The sequence below is a fragment of the Micromonospora sp. DT229 genome, assembly GCF_049844505.1.
Lineage (GTDB): Bacteria > Actinomycetota > Actinomycetes > Mycobacteriales > Micromonosporaceae > Micromonospora.
This window is the reverse complement of record NZ_JBNCLD010000001.1, coordinates 342363-357521: the sequence shown is the minus strand read 5'-3', so window position 1 is coordinate 357521 and position 15159 is coordinate 342363. Positions and strand designations below refer to the sequence as shown.

Sequence of the window (15159 nt, the reverse complement as noted above, 5' to 3'; positions counted from 1 at the left end):
GGCTAGACCCAGGGGGCCATCGGGTACCAGGGGATGATCTCCCGGCGGGCGAGCAGGCGGACGTCCCAGTAGAGGAACATGAAGGCGCCCGCGATGATGAACGCCACCGCGATGGTGGTGGCCATTCGGGTCGGCTTGGCGGCGAACCAGCGCTGGAGTCTGCTACCGGCGAACCAGGTCAGCAGCAGGAACAGGATCGCCATGACGACGATGTTGCCGATCGACTGGAGGGTGAAGGCCGCCGCGCCGTACAGCGGGTTGCCGCTCTCCGCGGCGTCGCGGAACATCTGCCGGAACAGCGGGAAGGGCCGTCCGATCAGGAACCCGCCGATGAGGGCCCCCATGAAGACCAGCGGGGCGTTGGGGTAGCGCTGGGAGATCCGGGCGAAGGGGTCCGGCACCACCTTCAACGCGGCCAGCCCCAGGTAGATCATGACCAGCCCGATGATGCCGTAGACCACCATGGACTGGATGCTGCGCGGCGACAGTGACCCGGGCACGTTCGGGGCGGTGGAGAACTGCGGCATCGCCGTACCGACCAGACCGACGATCACCCCGTAGAGGGCGGAGATCGCGATCATGCCGACCGCCATCCAGCCCAGCGGGCGCAGCGGTGTCATGAGGCGGCTCATCCGGCTGTTGGCGGTGCCGGTCAGTGGGGCGAGAGCGCCGAAGGCGGCGATGTTGCAGGCGGTGAAGGTGCCGGCGACCCCGGAGACGAACGCGAAGATCACGCCCGCCACGGCCCCGCTGATCGGGGTCTCCTTGGCGTCGTGGCCCAGCAGGGTGTTGGCCACGTTGTCGCCGATGGTCGAGTCGACGAATTCCGCCGACCAGACCACGGTGAGCAGGAAACCGCCCAACAGGCTGAGCAGGATGATCAGCCCGCGTCGGCGGGGGACCTCCCCGGGGGCGAACAGGGAGGTGGGGCGGGAGTCGGAGGGCAGCCGGAGGGTGTCGGCGGCCCGCGGCGGGCGAGAGCGGCGGTCGGCCTGTGTCACGGAAAGACTCCTCAGCATCACGGAGGGTAAGGTATTGATGATGCTGGATTATTCGGTCGTGCCGTTCTTCTCGATTGCGCTATGTGGTGCTGGAAAGGTGCTGGTGAAGGCGGTGCCTTCGCCGATGACACTTTGCACGGTAAGGGCGCCTCCGTGCGCTTCGACCAGGTGTTGAGTGATTGCCAGGCCCAGTCCGCTGCCGCCGGTCGCACGGTTGCGTGACTCGTCAGCCCGCCAGAACCGGTCGAAGATCTTCGGCAGGTTCTGAGCGGCGATGCCTATGCCGGTGTCGCGTACGGTGATCGTGTTGCCGTGCGCGCCGACGGTGACCGACCCGCCGGACGGGGTGTAGCGGATCGCGTTGGACACCAGGTTGCCGACGATCTGGCGCAGCCGCACCGGGTCGGCCAGCAGCACCGGATCGTCGACGATCTGCACGGTCAGCTGGACGCCGGACGCCTGTGCCGTGCCCCGATGGCTCTCCACCACCTGGGTGAGCACGTCCCGCACACTCGTGGGTTCGGGATGGATCCGCAGCGTGCCCGCGTCCGCGGCGGCCAGATCGGTCAGGTCGTCGATGATGTGCTGGAGCAGCACCGCCTCCTCGTGCAGCAGGCCGAGCAGTTGGGCGTCGGTCGGGGCGAGATCGTCCTGTGCCGCCTCCAACCAACTGCGGATGTTGGTCAGCGGAGTGCGCAGTTCGTGCGCCACGTCGCTGACCATCGCGCGGCGCTGTGCCTCGGCTCGGTCGCGGCGGTCGACCGAGTCGTTGAGAGCGCGGGCCAGCCGACCGATCTCGTCCGGCGTGGACACCGGGGCCGGCCGTTGCCGGTCGACGGCGTCGGTGAGCGCCTGCAGCGGGCGGATGAGTCGACGTCCGACCAGCACCGTGACCATGATGGTGGCCACCAGCACCGCACCGGTCACCGTGACGATGCGGACGGTGTTCGCGCCGGACAGAGTGAACGTGGTCTGGTCGGTGCCGGCGTCCGGTGCGGTGATGAACAACAGCACGGCCGGGGCCACGTACGGTTGCAGCAGCGTCCGGCGCGCCTTCTCCACGCAGCTGCTGATCCGGGCCGCCTGGGCGGCGTCCACGTCGGAACGAACGGCCTCCCGGGGCAGGGGTAGAGAGTCGCGGTCGGCGACCAGGTACGCCGAGAAGTCGGGCAGGACCTCCAGGCGTCGGGTCTTCTCGTCCAGACCGAGGCAGTTGCCGGCGAGGCGGCTCAACGAGCGCAGCGCCCTGATCTCCGACCTGACGGCCGGCTCCGGCGTGCGCTCCACACACTCCCGTGTCAGGTCGTGCGGATCCGGTGTGGTCAGGATGACCTCGGGACGACCGTTGGGATGCTCCTCGACCCGTCCGTCGAACCCGTACCGCCGTATGCAGGACAGCCGCATCTCGGCCAGCTCGCGCAGCTCGGCGCGTTCGACCGTCGACATCCGGAACGGTCCGACCGCCCGGCGGTCGATGCGGTCGGTGCCACCGGTGAGGCCCAGATCCAGATTGAGCGGATCCACCACGGCAGCCGGTCGGGCGGTACGCAGCGGCGGGCCCGGGAACGTGTCGGCGACGACCGCGCGGTCCTCGGTCATCAGGGTGATGCGACGGTCCAGTTCGGCGGCGCGTCGTGCGATCAGCGGCGCCACACCGGACCAGTCCGGATGGCTGGCCGCATAGGTGACCAACATGTCGTACACACTGGTGTTTTCGGCCAGTGAACGGCCCTGTTCCTGGCTGATCGCCCTGGTCGCGGTCCGGGCGGCCAGCCATGCGGTGGCGGCGATCGAGGCGATCGCGATCAGTACCGAGGTGACCAGCAGCCGGGTGACCAGGCTGTGCCGGATCGGCACCCGCCGGCCGCTCACCGGGGCGCGGCCATGGCGAGCTTGTAGCCGACGCCGAAGACGGTGACCAACCAGGCCGGGCGTTGCGGGTCGCGTTCGATCTTGCGCCGCAGGTTCATCACGTGTACGTCGATGGTCCGTTCGGTCGAGCTGCGGTCGATGCCCTGGGTGTGGTGCAGCAGTTGTGCCCGGGTGAAGACCCGGTTGGGCTGCTCCGCCATCGCCGCCAGGATGGCGAACTCGCCCCGGGTGCAGGCGACCTGGACACCGTCCACGGTCACCTGGTGCGCGGCGGTGTCGATCTCGATCGGGCCGATGCGCCGTAGCCTGGTCCCGGCCGACACCGACGCGCCCCGACCCGTGCGGCGCAGCAGGGTGCGGACCCGGGCCATCAACTCCCGTGGACTGTACGGCTTGGTCAGGTAGTCGTCAGCGCCGAGTTCCAGGCCGATCAGCAGGTCATCCTCGCCGGTCCGGGCGGTCAACATCAGCACCAGCACGTCGGACTCCCGGCGCAGCGTCTGGCACACCTGCAGCCCGTCGAGCACCGGCATCATCACGTCCAGCACCAGCAGGTCGGGCCGGAGCCGGCGGGCGCTGTCCAGCGCCGCCCGGCCGTCGTGCACCACCACGGCGTCGTGGCCTTCGGCGGTCAGGTACCGGCGGATCACCTCGGCCTGGCGGGGGTCGTCGTCGGCGACCAGAACCTGCGCGCACATGGCGGCGATGATAGGTCTGCCGGCCCGCCGACGGCCCTCCCGGCGCGATACCTGACAGGTTCCTAACGACTGCTGGCCAGTCTCGTCGGCATGCATGCGAAGGTTGACGACCCGACCGAGTTCATCCCACGCGTGACCGACCCGCCGCCCCGGCGAGGCGGCACGCTGCGGTGGCTCGTCGCGGGTCTCGTGCTGGCGAGCCTGGCGGTGGTCGGGTCCGGGATCGCGGCGCTGCGGCATCGGGCCGCCGCCGAGTCCGGGTCGGGGGAGCCGGTCGTGGTGGCGACGGCGACCATCGAGCGTCGCGACCTGTCCACCACCAGGACACTGGCCGGCACCATCGGCTTCGGCGCGACCCGCCCGCTGACCGGGCACCTGGCGGCGACGGTGACCTGGTTGCCGCCCGCCGGCAGCACCATCAAGCGCGGTGGGCAACTGTTCCGGGCCGACGATGCGCCGGTGGTGCTCTTCTACGGCGGCATGCCGATGTACCGGGACATCGCGGGACTGCACCTGGTCGGCCGGGATGTGCGGATCGTCGCGGACAACCTCACCGCGCTCGGCTACTCGGTCGGCCGTCAGCCGTCACCCGGCGAACGGGTCACCCCACCGCCGCCGACCACGAACTCCAGCGGCGACGCCGCGGACGCCGAGATAACCACCCAGCGGGTACGCAGTGGTGAGGGCGTGCTGACCGCGGCGCTGGTCGCGGCCATCAAACGGTGGCAGAGCGACCTCGGGATGCCGGCCACCGGCACGATCCCGGTGGGACACGTCGAGGTCGCCAGCGGGGCGGTGCGGGTGGCGGAGGTCACCGGGCAACCCGGCGACCGGGCCGACACGCCGCTGCTGTCGGTGACCTCCGTCCGCAAGGTGATCACGGTTGGTGCCGAGCTTGCCGACGCCGCCTCGATCAAGCGGGGCGACCGGGTCACGGTCGAGTTGCCCGACCAACGCACGGTGCAGGCTCGCGTCGTCTCGGTCGGCCGTGATCTCGTCGCGGCCGACAACGGTGTCGCCACCGGTCCGCAACTGCTGAGCGTGACGGTGGCGGTGGACCAGCCGAAGACCATCGCCAACCTCGACTCCGGCCAGGTGCAGGTGCGATTCGCCGGGCGTACCGCCGTCGGCGTGCTGGTCGCGCCGGTCGAGGCACTGGTGGCGCTGCGCGAGGGCGGTTACGCGGTGCAGGCCACCGGCGGCCTGGTCGCGGTGCGCACCGGCATGTTCGCCGACGGCTGGGTCGAGATCACCGGCACCGGGCTCGCCGAGGGTACGCAGGTGGTGGTGCCCGAGTGACGGCGCAACCGGTGCTGCGCGTCCGCGACGCGGGCATGGTCTATCCGGGCGGGGTCACCGCGCTGGCCGGCGTGAGCCTGGATGTCGGCGACGGCGAACTGGTGGCCATCGTCGGTCCTTCCGGGTCGGGCAAGTCGACCCTGCTCAACATCATCGGAACTCTGGACCGTCCCACCTCGGGCAGCGTCCGCATCGCCGGTCGTGACGTCGCCTCGCTCAGCGACCGGGAGCTGTCGGCGTTGCGGGCCCGGGAGATCGGCTTCGTCTTCCAACAGTTCCAGCTCGCCGACGGGCTGAGCGCGGCCGACAACGTCGGCACCGGACTGCTCTACGCCGGGGTGCCCCGTCGGCAGCGCCGCGAACACGCCCTGCGCGCGTTGGCCCGGGTCGGCCTGGCACACCGTACGGAGCACCGGCCATGGCAGCTGTCCGGTGGCGAGAAGCAGCGCGTCGCGATCGCCCGTGCGCTGGCGAACCGGCCGTCGCTGGTGCTGGCCGACGAACCCACCGGCGCGCTGGACAGCACCACCGGGCGGTCCGTCCTGCGACTGTTGCGCCGGCTCAACGAGGAGGGCACCACCATCGTGCTGATCACCCACGATCGGGACATCGCGGCGTCGCTGCCCCGGCGGATCGAGATCCGCGACGGGCGGCTGGTTCGCGACGACAGCCCGACAGCGATCCGGCGTACGGCCCGCGGCGTGGCGGCGCAGCGGTGACCGGGCAGCTCAACCGGGAGCTGCGGCCAGTTCGGCTGGCCGTACCGGATCTGCTCACGCTCGGCCTGACGGGTCTGCGGGCCCGCCCGCTGCGGGCGGTGCTGTCGGCGCTGGGCATCGCGATCGGCATCGCCACGATGATCGTGGTGACCGGCATTCCGGCGTCCAGCCAGGCCGCGCTGTTGGGGGAGTTGACCGCGCTCGGCACGAACCGCCTCCAGGCGGTGGCGGCTCCGGACCGTGACCCACCGGCCAAGCTGCCGGAGTCGGCGGTCGGGATGGTCCGGCGGATCGGGCCGGTCACGGCGGTCAGCGCGGTCGCCAACACCCACACCGTGGTACGCCGCAACGACCGGGTCGAGGCCCGCAACGGTTCCGGCCTCACCGTGCTGGCCAGCCACCTGGACCTGCTGTCCACGATCGGCGCGCGGGTGCGTGCCGGCAGGTGGTTGAACCCGGTCACGGCGACCTTTCCCACCGTCGTGCTGGGCTCGGTCGCCGCCAGCCGACTCGGCATCACCGATCTGCCCACCGGTCAGCCCGCGCCCCAGGTGATGATCTCCGACCGCCGGTTCACCGTGATCGGCATCCTGGCGCAGACGCCACTGTCACCGGACATCGACCGGTCGGTGCTGGTCGGCTGGGAGGCGGCCCGCAGCGAACTGCGATTCGACGGCCACCCGACGGTGATCTATCTGCGCTGTGAGGAGTCGCAGCTGGAGGCGATCCGCAGTGTGCTGGCGGAGACGATCTCTCCGGAGCGGCCCGGTCAGGTGGTGGTGAGCCGACCCTCGGACGCGTTGGCCGCCAAGCGGGCCACCGAGGGCAGCTTCTCGCTGCTCTTCCTGGCCCTGGCCGGGGTGGCCCTGCTGGTCGGTGGCATCGGGGTGGCCAACACGATGGTCGTGTCGGTCCTGGAACGGCGCGCCGAGATCGGCCTGCGGCGGGCGCTCGGCGCGACCCGTGGTCACATCCGCAGCCAGTTCCTGACCGAGTCGGTGGTGCTGGCCTCACTCGGCGGGCTGGTCGGCACCGCGTTGGGCCTGCTCACCACCGTCGGGTACGCGAGCTGGCAGGGCTGGCCGCTGGTGGTGCCCGCCGCGTCGGTGCTCGTCGGGGTCGGCGGGGCCGTGGTGATCGGGGTGCTTGCCGGGGTCTATCCCTGCGTACGCGCGGCTCGGTTGACCCCGACGCAGGCCCTCGCGGCGGCCTGATCCTGCCGCCATCCACGGCGAGGGCCGATGCGAGCGGGCGCGGCGGCCGGATTCGGCCGCCGCGCCCGTTGTCCGCGCTCGGTCACTTCGACTCGGCGGCCACCTTGCGCTCGCACTCGGGGATGAGATCCAGGCCCATGCTGATCGAGCGGGAGTCGTTGTGGTCACCGCCGAGAGCGATGGCGATGCCGTCCTCGGCCACCTCGACGTACCGGACGCCCTTGCCCTTGAGGCACTTCACCACGTCGAGGGCGAAGTCCCGGGCCTCCGGGTTGGCCGGATCCTTCTCCCACGGCGGCAGCGGATAGAACTGCGGCTCACAGATGCGGTTCGCCGCCTCGAACTTCTCCAGTTCCTCGGGGCCGAGCACCCGCTCTCCCGGGCCGGCCAGCGGCGGCCGGTCCGGGCTGCCGGCGGTCTTCCGCTCGGGCACACCCTGCTCCCGCAGGCAGGAGTGGTACGGCCCGAGCAGCTCCTGGAACTCCTCCGCCGTGGTGTCGAGCCGCTCGCGTGGCCGTTGCGCCTTCGGCTGCGTCGAGGCGCTGCGTTCCGGCTCGGGGGTGGTCAACGTGGCCACCTGCGGTGCGTTCTCATCCGCCTCCTGCTCGCCCGGCGAGGTCGCGCAGGCCGACAGCGCGACCAGCACGACGGCGTTCATCACGAGCGCCCGACTCCTGAACACGATGTTGTTCCTTCCGCTGGCTGGCTCGGGGCGGTCCCGGGCCCGGCGCCCCGCCGTTGCGGGGCCGTGCGCCAGCCTGTCGGGCGGAAGTGAGGAACATGTCAGGTCCACCGAGCCGGGGACACCACCCACCCCGGCTTGCATGGGTATGCGCCGTGGTGCATACTCTTCCTTGTGTCCAAGGTTCTGACCTCCCTGCCCATCGGTGAACGTGTCGGCATCGCCTTCTCCGGCGGCCTCGACACCTCGGTCGCGGTCGCGTGGATGCGCGACAAGGGTGCGATCCCCTGCGCCTACACGGCCGACATCGGCCAGTACGACGAGCCCGACATCGCCTCCGTGCCCGGCCGTGCCCTCAACTACGGCGCCGAGCTGGCCCGGCTGGTCGACTGCCGGGCCGCCCTGGTCGAGGAGGGGCTGGCGGCACTGACCTGCGGGGCCTTCCACATCCGCTCCGGCGGGCGGGCCTACTTCAACACCACCCCCCTGGGCCGGGCGGTCACCGGGACCCTGCTGGTGCGGGCCATGATCGAGGACGATGTCCAGATCTGGGGCGACGGGTCGACCTTCAAGGGCAACGACATCGAGCGGTTCTACCGCTACGGTCTGCTGGCCAACCCACAGCTGCGGATCTACAAGCCGTGGCTGGACACCAGCTTCGTCACCGAGCTGGGCGGGCGCAAGGAGATGTCGGAGTGGCTGCTGGAACGCGGCCTGCCGTACCGGGACAGCACTGAGAAGGCGTACTCCACCGACGCCAACATCTGGGGCGCCACCCATGAGGCGAAGACCCTGGAACACCTGGACACCGGCATCGAGACGGTCAACCCGATCATGGGGGTCCGGTTCTGGGACCTGTCGGTGGAGATCCCCACCGAGGACGTCACCATCGGCTTCGACCAGGGCCGCCCGGTGACCATCAACGGCAAGGAGTTCGCCAGCGCGGTCGACCTGGTGCTGGAGGCCAACGCCATCGGCGGCCGGCACGGGCTGGGCATGTCCGACCAGATCGAGAACCGGATCATCGAGGCCAAGAGCCGGGGCATCTACGAGGCCCCCGGCATGGCGCTGCTGCACGCCGCGTACGAGCGGCTGGTCAACGCCATCCACAACGAGGACACCCTGGCCAACTACCACAACGAGGGTCGCCGTCTGGGCCGGCTGATGTACGAGGGCCGCTGGCTGGACCCGCAGGCGCTGATGCTGCGCGAGTCGTTGCAGCGCTGGGTGGGCACGGCGGTCACCGGGGAGGTGACGCTGCGGCTGCGCCGGGGCGAGGACTACTCGATCCTGGACACCACCGGCCCGGCCTTCAGCTACCACCCGGACAAGCTGTCGATGGAGCGTACGGAGGACTCCGCCTTCGGCCCCTCCGACCGCATCGGCCAGCTCACCATGCGCAACCTGGACATCGCCGACTCGCGGGCCAAGCTGGAGCAGTACGCGAACATCGGCATGGTCGGCGGCGGCTCCCCGCAGCGGATGGTCGGCGCCGCCCAGGCGGCCTCGACCGGGCTGATCGGCGCGATGCCGCAGGGTGGCGCGGAGGCCATCGCCTCCCGGGGAGTGGCCTCGGCGGAGGACGAGGCCCTCGACCGGGCCGCCATGGAGTTCGGCGTCGACTGACCGTCCCCTGCCGGGACTGACTCGTCACCGGCCAGCCCTGTCGCGGCTGGCCGGTGGAGTCGCCATTGAACGAGACCTCGTCGTCGCGCGATGACCAGGAACGTCAGATGGTGACCACGATCTTGCCCGCCGGGTGTCCGGTGCGGAGATGGCGGAGGGCGTCGGCCGCCTCGGCCAGCGGATAGCAGCGGTCGATCGGCGGGGTGAGTGCGCCCGAGGTGATGAGGTCGCGCAGTTCGTCGAGGTCCGCACTGTGTTCCATGGCACTGACGTTGCGCAGTCGATGGCCGACGAAGAGGGACAGCAGCGGTGCGCCGAACATCTGCCGGCCGTACCCGCCGAGCAGCCCACCCCGGGTGTACGTGCCGCCGACCAGCACCAACGTCCCGCGCGGGGTGAGCGCACGGCGCATCAACGACAGCGGGCGGTCGCCGCCGGTGTCGATGACCACGTCGTACACCGGGCCGTCCCGGTCGACCTCCTCGCGGGTGTAGTCGAGCACCTCGTCGGCGCCGAGGGAGCGGACGAGGTCGGCCTTGGCCGGGGCGCAGACGCCGGTGACGGTGGCGCCGTACGCCTTGGCGATCTGCACCGCCTGTGATCCGACGCCGCCGGAGGCCCCGATCACCATGACCCGCTGCCCCGGACGCACCCTGCCGCTGTCGCGCACGGCGCGCAGCGCCGTCATCCCGGAGACCGGGACCGCGGCGGCCTGGGCGAAGGACAGGTTCGCCGGCTTGTGGGCCAACCGCCGCGCCGAGGTGCTGATGAATTCGGCGTACGACCCGCGCAGGCAGGTGCCGAACACCTCGTCGCCCGGCCGGAACCGGGTCACCCGGGCACCGACCTCGGCCACCACCCCGGCCAGGTCCCGGCCGCGTACCGCCACCCGGGGCCGGCGCAACCCGCTGGCCAGGCGCACCAGGTACGGCTGACCGACCATGAGGACCCACACGCCGGGATCCACCGCCGCCGCGCGCACCTCCACGAGCACCTCGTCGTCGCCGACGGAGGGCCGGTCGACCTCGCCCAGCCGCAGTACGTCGGTCGGGCCGTAGCTGTCCTGAACGATGGCCCTCACGGTGCCACCTCCTCGGAGTCGGGGTACTGGAACACGTCGTCGAGCCGTACGCCGAACACCCGGGCGATCCGGAAGGCCATCTCCAGGGAGGGGGAGTAGCGCCCCTGCTCGATGGCGATCACGGTCTGCCGGGTCACCCCGATCCGCTCGGCGAGATCGGCCTGGGTCATCTCGTCGTGGGCGAAGCGCAACGCCCGGATGCTGTTGGTGACGCGTGTCGGTTTCACCACTGCGGGACGCCCCTGCGGTAGACGATCACCTTCGCCAGGGAGCCGATCACGGCCGACAGGACGAAGCAGAGGTAGATGACGTTGGCGATCCAGAACCAGTCCCACTCGGCCATCGCCATCAGCATCGCCGACACCGCGCCGACGACCACGAACGCGTGGCCGACGTGGTCGCCGAGGCGCCCGATCTCCAGGTCGCGGACGTCTTTGACCCGGGAGGCCCGCGGGTTGGCCATGCCCATCACGATCTCGGCCACGATGCTCGCGACCATGGCCCCGCCGACCGTCCAGAACAGCGCGCCGACGTAGGGCACCGCGGTGAGCGACCCGCCGTCGTGCCGACCCAGCACGACCGCCACATAACCGGCGTACGCGATCACGCTGACCACCAGCATGATCCAGGCGCGTTCCCGCAGTCAGCCGCTCTCGGTCGACCGGGAGGACAGCATCGTGTCCAGGGCCTCCAGGGCCCACGACCAGGATTCCTCGCTGTCGGGGAGGCTGTGGCTGAACGCGCCAGCCAGGTCCAGGCTGGCGAAGCCGTGGAACACACTGCCGAGCAGGCGTACCGCATGGGTCTGCTCCGGCTCGCCCAGCCGGTAGCCGCGCAGGACCGCGCGGGCCAACTGGGCGTGCCGGGGGCCGGCACTGGCCGCCGCCGTCTGCGGGTCTAGTCGCAGTCGGCTGGCGGCGTACCGGCCGGGGTGTTCGCGGGCGTAGTCGCGGTAGACGTTGCCGAGCGCGACCAGGGCATCCTTCCCGGCCCGGCCGGCCACGGCCTCGGCGGCCCGGTCGGCCAGCTCCGCCAGGGCGAACAGCGCGATGCGTACCTTCAGGTCCTGAGTGCTGCGGATGTGGGAGTACAGGCTGGCCACCTTGACGCCGAAGCGCTGCGCCAGCGCGGAGGCGGTGACCTGGTCGAAGCCGACCTCGTCGGCCAACTCCGCACCTGCGGCCGCCAGGCGCTGCGGGGTCAGTCCCAGTCGTGCCATGTTGCCTCCCGTGTGCCAGGACACCCTCAATGCCTTTGCCTAAACTCTTTAGGAACAATACCTTGGACTTATGGAAGCACTGACCGAGTCAGAGATCCGTGCCGCCTTCGTCAACTGCAGCAAGGGGGAGGCCAAGCGCCTGTTCGTGCCGCGTGACCTGGCCACCCAGCCCTGGGCCGACCTGGATTACCTGGGCTGGCGTGACCCGAAGGCGGAGGGCCGGGCCTATCTGGTCACCGAGCAGGCGGGCCGCCCGACGGCGCTGGTCCTGCGCAGCCCGAGCGCGGCAGCCGGGCGAGGCAGCCGCAACATGTGCTCGATCTGCCTGACCTCCCCGGAGGCCGGGGTCAGCCTGCTCGTCGCCCCCAGGGCCGGTCGAGCCGGTCGGGACGGCAGTTCCGTGGGCACCTACCTGTGCAGTGACCTGTCCTGCTCGCTCTACCTGCGCGGCAAGAAGGACGCCGGGGCCGGCGCGCGGCTGCACGAGACGATCAGCTTGGACGAGAAGATCGCCCGTACCACGACCAATTTGGCAGGCTTCATAGCCAAGGTGATGGACTGACTGGTTCGTCATCACCTGCTAGCTGGAAGGATGCGATTTTGCTCAGCACCACCCGCCGTACCCGTACCGGTGTGCTCGCCGCCGCGCTGACGGCTGCGCTGCTCACCGGCTGCTCGTCCGACACTCCAGCCGCGCCCGCGTCGCCGGGCAGCCCTTCGGCCGCCCCGTCGGGCACCCCGTCGGCCGCGCCGGTCGCCGTCGACTTCGGCCCGCTGGAGCGGGAGTTCGACGCCCGGCTGGGGGTGTACGCAGTGGACACCGGCACCGGACGCACCGTCGAGCACCGGGCCGACGAACGTTTCGCGTACGCCTCGACCTTCAAGGCCCTGGCTGCCGCCGCGGTCCTGAAGGCGACCACCAAGCAGGAGTTGGACCAGGTCGTCCGCTACTCCCGCGACGACCTGGTCACCTACTCACCGATCACCGAGCAGCACGTCGGGACGGGCATGACGCTGCGCGCGATCGCCGACGCGGCGGTGCGCCACAGCGACAACACCGCCGGCAACCTGCTCTTCGACCGGCTAGGTGGCCCGGTCGGCTTCAAGCAGGCGCTGCGCGACATCGGCGACGAGGTCACCGAGCCGGCCCGGATCGAGACCGCCCTCAACGAGGCCGCCCCCGGCGATGTCCGCGACACCAGCACCCCCCGCGCCCTGGCCACCTCCCTGCGGGCGTACGCGGTCGACGACGCCCTCTCCACCGAGGACCGGTCGGTGCTGGTCGACTGGCTCAAGCGCAACACCACCGGCGACAAGGTGATCCGGGCCGGTACCCCGGACGGCTGGGTGGTCGGCGACAAGACCGGCTCCGGCGGCTACGGCACCCGCAACGACATCGCCGTGATCTGGCCCCCCGACCGGGAACCGATCGTGCTGGCGGTGCTCTCCACCCGCGACACCGCCGACGCCGAACCCCAGGACGCCCTACTAGCCCGCGCCACCCAACTCACCCTGACCGCCCTGCACTGACCCCCACCCCCCACCCCCCACCCCCCACCCCCACCCCCACCCCCCACCCCCACCCCCCACCCCCACCCCCCACCCGATCCGCTCGCTTGATCATGAGGTTGGCGGCAGTTCAGAGATCAACGACTGCCGTCAACCTCATGATCAACGCGGGACGGGGCGGGAGGGGACCGGGTGGGACCGGGAGGGGGAGGGGGTTAGGGGATGGGCCACTCGTGGACGGGGTGGTTGGTGTGCATCAGGTCTACGTAGTGGCGGACCACCTCGCGTAGGGCTGTCGGCCGGTCGAGTCGGTCGGTCGACTCCAGTCGGTGCAGGGTGGCGATCTGCCAGGTCGCGCCGTTGCGTCCGGTCAGGCACCGCTGCTCGATGATGCCCAGCAGGCGGTCCCGCTCGTCCGGATCGAGCCCCCACCGGTCCAGGCCGTACTGGGCCAACGGCAGCAGGCGTCGCAGCACCAACTCGGTGACCGGCAGGTAGCCCAGCCCCGGCCAGAACACGTGCGCGTCGATGCCGTGCCGGGCACAGGTGTTGAAGTTCTCCTCGGCCGCGCTGAACGACATCTGTGACCACAGCGGCCGGTCGGCCTCGGCCAGGGCCCGGATCAGTCCGAAGTAGAAGGCCCCGTTGGCCACCGTGTCCAGCACGGTGGGCCCGGCGGGCAGCACCCGGTTCTCCACCCGCAGGTGCGGGCGACCCCGGAACACGTCGTAGACCGGCCGGTTCCACCGGTAGACCGTGCCGTTGTGCAGTCGCAGTTCGCTGAGGGCGGGCACCCCACCGGCGGCCAGGGTCGCCGCGGGGTCCTCCTCCTCGCAGACCGGCAGGAGCGCCGGGAAGTAGCGCACATTCTCCTCGAACAGGTCGAACACGGAGGTGATCCACCGTTCGCCGAACCACACCCGGGGTCGTACCCCCTGGGTCTTGATCTCCTCCGCGCGGGTGTCCGTGGCCTGCTGGAACAGTGGGATGCGGGTCTCGCGCCACAACTCCCGCCCGAAGAACAGCGGCGAGTTGGCGCCGAGGGCCACCTGAACCCCGGCGATGGCCTGGGCGGCGTTCCAGTAGTCGGCGAACTGGTCGGGGCCCACCTGCACGTGGAACTGGGTGCTGGTGCAGGCCGCCTCGGGGGTGATGGTGTCCGCGGTGACCGCCAGCCGCTCCACCCCGTTGATGGCGATCCGCAGGTCCTCACCCCGGGCCGCGAAGATCTGCTCGTTGAGCAGGGCGTACCGGGGATTGGCCGACAGGGCCGCCGCGGTCAGGTGCTCCGGCAGCACGGTCGGCAGGATGCCGATCATCACCAGGTGGGCCCCGACCGTACGGGCCCGCTGGTCGGCGGCGTTGAGGGTGTCCCGCAGGTGTTGCTCGAACTCGACCGTGCCGGTACCGGCCAGGTGCCGGGGCGTCACATTGATCTCGATGTTGAACTGGCCCAGTTCGGTTTGAAAGGCCGGATCGGCGATCGCTCGCAGGACGTCGGCGTTGCGCATCGCCGGCATCGAGTCGTCATCGAGCAGGTTGAGTTCGATCTCCAGCCCGGTCATCGGCCGGTCGATGTCGAAGCGGGACTCGCGCAGCATCTCGGCGAAGACGTCGAGGCAACGGCGGACCTTGTCCCGGTAGCGAGCCCGATCCTGACGGCTGAAGGTCTGTACGCCGACTTCCTCGCCCATGGTCACCACCTTGTCACCATTGGTACCCCCAACGTCGCATGTCCATGCACTCCGGGAGAAGTCCGGACGCCCGGTTGTCCACCATCCGGTGCAGGGATGCCCGACCCGCCTCGCGGCCGCTCGCCGACCCGCCTCGCGACCGACCCGCCTACCCGGCCTCGCGGTCGGGGGCGCCACCGGCACTACCATGGCCCTCGTGCGCGACAAGGTGACCCGGTTGTTCGTGATGGCGGCGATCGCGGAGGCGATCTCCTGGGCCGGCCTGTTGGCCGGGATGGCGGTCAAGTACGGCCCGCCCGGCAACGAACTGGGGGTGCAGATCTTCGGCCCGGTCCACGGTGCCCTGTTCGTGATCTACGGGGTGCTGGTGCTCGCGGTGGCCCGGGTGCGGGGGTGGCGGATGACGACCGCCGTGGTCGCGCTGATCTGCGCGGTACCCCCGTTCGCCACCATCGCCTTCGAGCGCTGGGCCCGTCGGCGCGGCCTGCTCGGGAGCACCGAACCGGTGCGGGAACCCGCCCCGGTCGGCTGACCCTGCCGCCGCA

At 70.8% G+C, this 15159-nt stretch carries 16 protein-coding genes; 7 read left to right on the top strand and 9 right to left on the bottom strand.

The window, feature by feature from the left end; all coding sequences use genetic code 11:
- Positions 1–2: 2 nt before the first annotated feature.
- From ACLQ2T_RS01750 to ACLQ2T_RS01740, 3 genes are read right to left on the bottom strand one after another with little or no spacing between them, the layout of a single operon-like run.
- Complete coding sequence (locus ACLQ2T_RS01750) at positions 3–1001, bottom strand: hypothetical protein (RefSeq protein ID WP_425764212.1); 999 nt, start codon at positions 999–1001, stop codon at positions 3–5.
- A gap of 48 nt (positions 1002–1049) precedes the next feature.
- Positions 1050–2873 (bottom strand): sensor histidine kinase, encoded by a 1824-nt coding sequence (locus ACLQ2T_RS01745; RefSeq protein WP_425764211.1) that lies wholly within the window; start codon positions 2871–2873, stop codon positions 1050–1052.
- On the bottom strand, positions 2870–3571 hold the full coding sequence (locus tag ACLQ2T_RS01740; RefSeq protein ID WP_425764210.1) for a response regulator: 702 nt from the start codon (positions 3569–3571) through the stop codon (positions 2870–2872). Before ACLQ2T_RS01740 ends, ACLQ2T_RS01745 begins: the two co-directional genes overlap by 4 nt.
- Before the next feature lie 90 nt (positions 3572–3661).
- Between ACLQ2T_RS01740 and ACLQ2T_RS01735 the strand changes: the two genes are divergently transcribed.
- The 3 genes from ACLQ2T_RS01735 to ACLQ2T_RS01725 are packed head-to-tail and all read left to right on the top strand — an operon-like array spanning position 3662 to position 6803.
- On the top strand, positions 3662–4870 hold the full coding sequence (locus ACLQ2T_RS01735) for an efflux RND transporter periplasmic adaptor subunit (protein WP_425764209.1): 1209 nt from the start codon (positions 3662–3664) through the stop codon (positions 4868–4870).
- 35 nt (positions 4871–4905) lie between these two features.
- Positions 4906–5589 carry an ABC transporter ATP-binding protein gene (locus ACLQ2T_RS01730; RefSeq protein WP_425764412.1) on the top strand — a complete coding sequence of 228 codons (684 nt, stop codon included), beginning with the start codon at positions 4906–4908 and terminating at the stop codon, positions 5587–5589.
- Positions 5586–6803 (top strand): ABC transporter permease, encoded by a 1218-nt coding sequence (locus tag ACLQ2T_RS01725; RefSeq protein WP_425764208.1) that lies wholly within the window; start codon positions 5586–5588, stop codon positions 6801–6803. Before ACLQ2T_RS01730 ends, ACLQ2T_RS01725 begins: the two co-directional genes overlap by 4 nt.
- Positions 6804–6885: 82 nt before the next feature.
- Here the strand turns inward: ACLQ2T_RS01725 and ACLQ2T_RS01720 are convergent, their stop codons facing one another.
- Complete coding sequence (locus tag ACLQ2T_RS01720) at positions 6886–7461, bottom strand: hypothetical protein (RefSeq protein ID WP_425764207.1); 576 nt, start codon at positions 7459–7461, stop codon at positions 6886–6888.
- A 198-nt stretch (positions 7462–7659) separates the two neighbouring features.
- On the opposite strand from ACLQ2T_RS01720, the gene argG reads away from it, so the two are divergent.
- Complete coding sequence (gene argG, locus ACLQ2T_RS01715) at positions 7660–9111, top strand: argininosuccinate synthase (protein ID WP_425764206.1); 1452 nt, start codon at positions 7660–7662, stop codon at positions 9109–9111.
- A gap of 103 nt (positions 9112–9214) precedes the next feature.
- On the opposite strand, the gene ACLQ2T_RS01710 is transcribed toward argG, so the two are convergent.
- From ACLQ2T_RS01710 to ACLQ2T_RS01695, 4 genes are read right to left on the bottom strand one after another with little or no spacing between them, the layout of a single operon-like run.
- Entirely contained in the window at positions 9215–10192 is a 978-nt protein-coding gene (locus ACLQ2T_RS01710) for an NAD(P)-dependent alcohol dehydrogenase (protein ID WP_425764205.1), read from the bottom strand.
- Positions 10189–10422, bottom strand: coding sequence for a helix-turn-helix transcriptional regulator (locus tag ACLQ2T_RS01705; RefSeq protein WP_425764204.1), 234 nt, complete (start codon positions 10420–10422; stop codon positions 10189–10191). Before ACLQ2T_RS01705 ends, ACLQ2T_RS01710 begins: the two co-directional genes overlap by 4 nt.
- Entirely contained in the window at positions 10416–10814 is a 399-nt protein-coding gene (locus ACLQ2T_RS01700; RefSeq protein WP_425764203.1) for a hypothetical protein, read from the bottom strand. The genes ACLQ2T_RS01705 and ACLQ2T_RS01700 overlap by 7 nt, the downstream gene beginning before the upstream one ends.
- 21 nt (positions 10815–10835) lie before the next feature.
- Positions 10836–11411 carry a TetR/AcrR family transcriptional regulator gene (locus ACLQ2T_RS01695; RefSeq protein ID WP_425764202.1) on the bottom strand — a complete coding sequence of 192 codons (576 nt, stop codon included), beginning with the start codon at positions 11409–11411 and terminating at the stop codon, positions 10836–10838.
- Between the two features lie 70 nt (positions 11412–11481).
- Here ACLQ2T_RS01695 and ACLQ2T_RS01690 point away from each other — a divergent pair, with 70 nt between their 5' ends.
- Positions 11482–11973, top strand: coding sequence for an FBP domain-containing protein (locus ACLQ2T_RS01690; protein WP_425764201.1), 492 nt, complete (start codon positions 11482–11484; stop codon positions 11971–11973).
- 35 nt (positions 11974–12008) lie between these two features.
- Positions 12009–12941: a class A beta-lactamase gene (gene bla / locus ACLQ2T_RS01685; RefSeq protein WP_425764411.1), complete on the top strand. Its 933-nt coding sequence runs from the start codon at positions 12009–12011 to the stop codon at positions 12939–12941.
- Between the two features lie 194 nt (positions 12942–13135).
- Here bla and ACLQ2T_RS01680 read toward each other — a convergent pair whose 3' ends face one another.
- Positions 13136–14614, bottom strand: coding sequence for a glutamate--cysteine ligase (locus tag ACLQ2T_RS01680; RefSeq protein ID WP_425764200.1), 1479 nt, complete (start codon positions 14612–14614; stop codon positions 13136–13138).
- A gap of 187 nt (positions 14615–14801) precedes the next feature.
- Between ACLQ2T_RS01680 and ACLQ2T_RS01675 the strand changes: the two genes are divergently transcribed.
- Positions 14802–15146, top strand: a complete 345-nt coding sequence (locus tag ACLQ2T_RS01675; RefSeq protein WP_425764199.1) for a DUF3817 domain-containing protein — start codon at positions 14802–14804, stop codon at positions 15144–15146.
- The last annotated feature ends 13 nt before the right edge of the window (positions 15147–15159 follow it).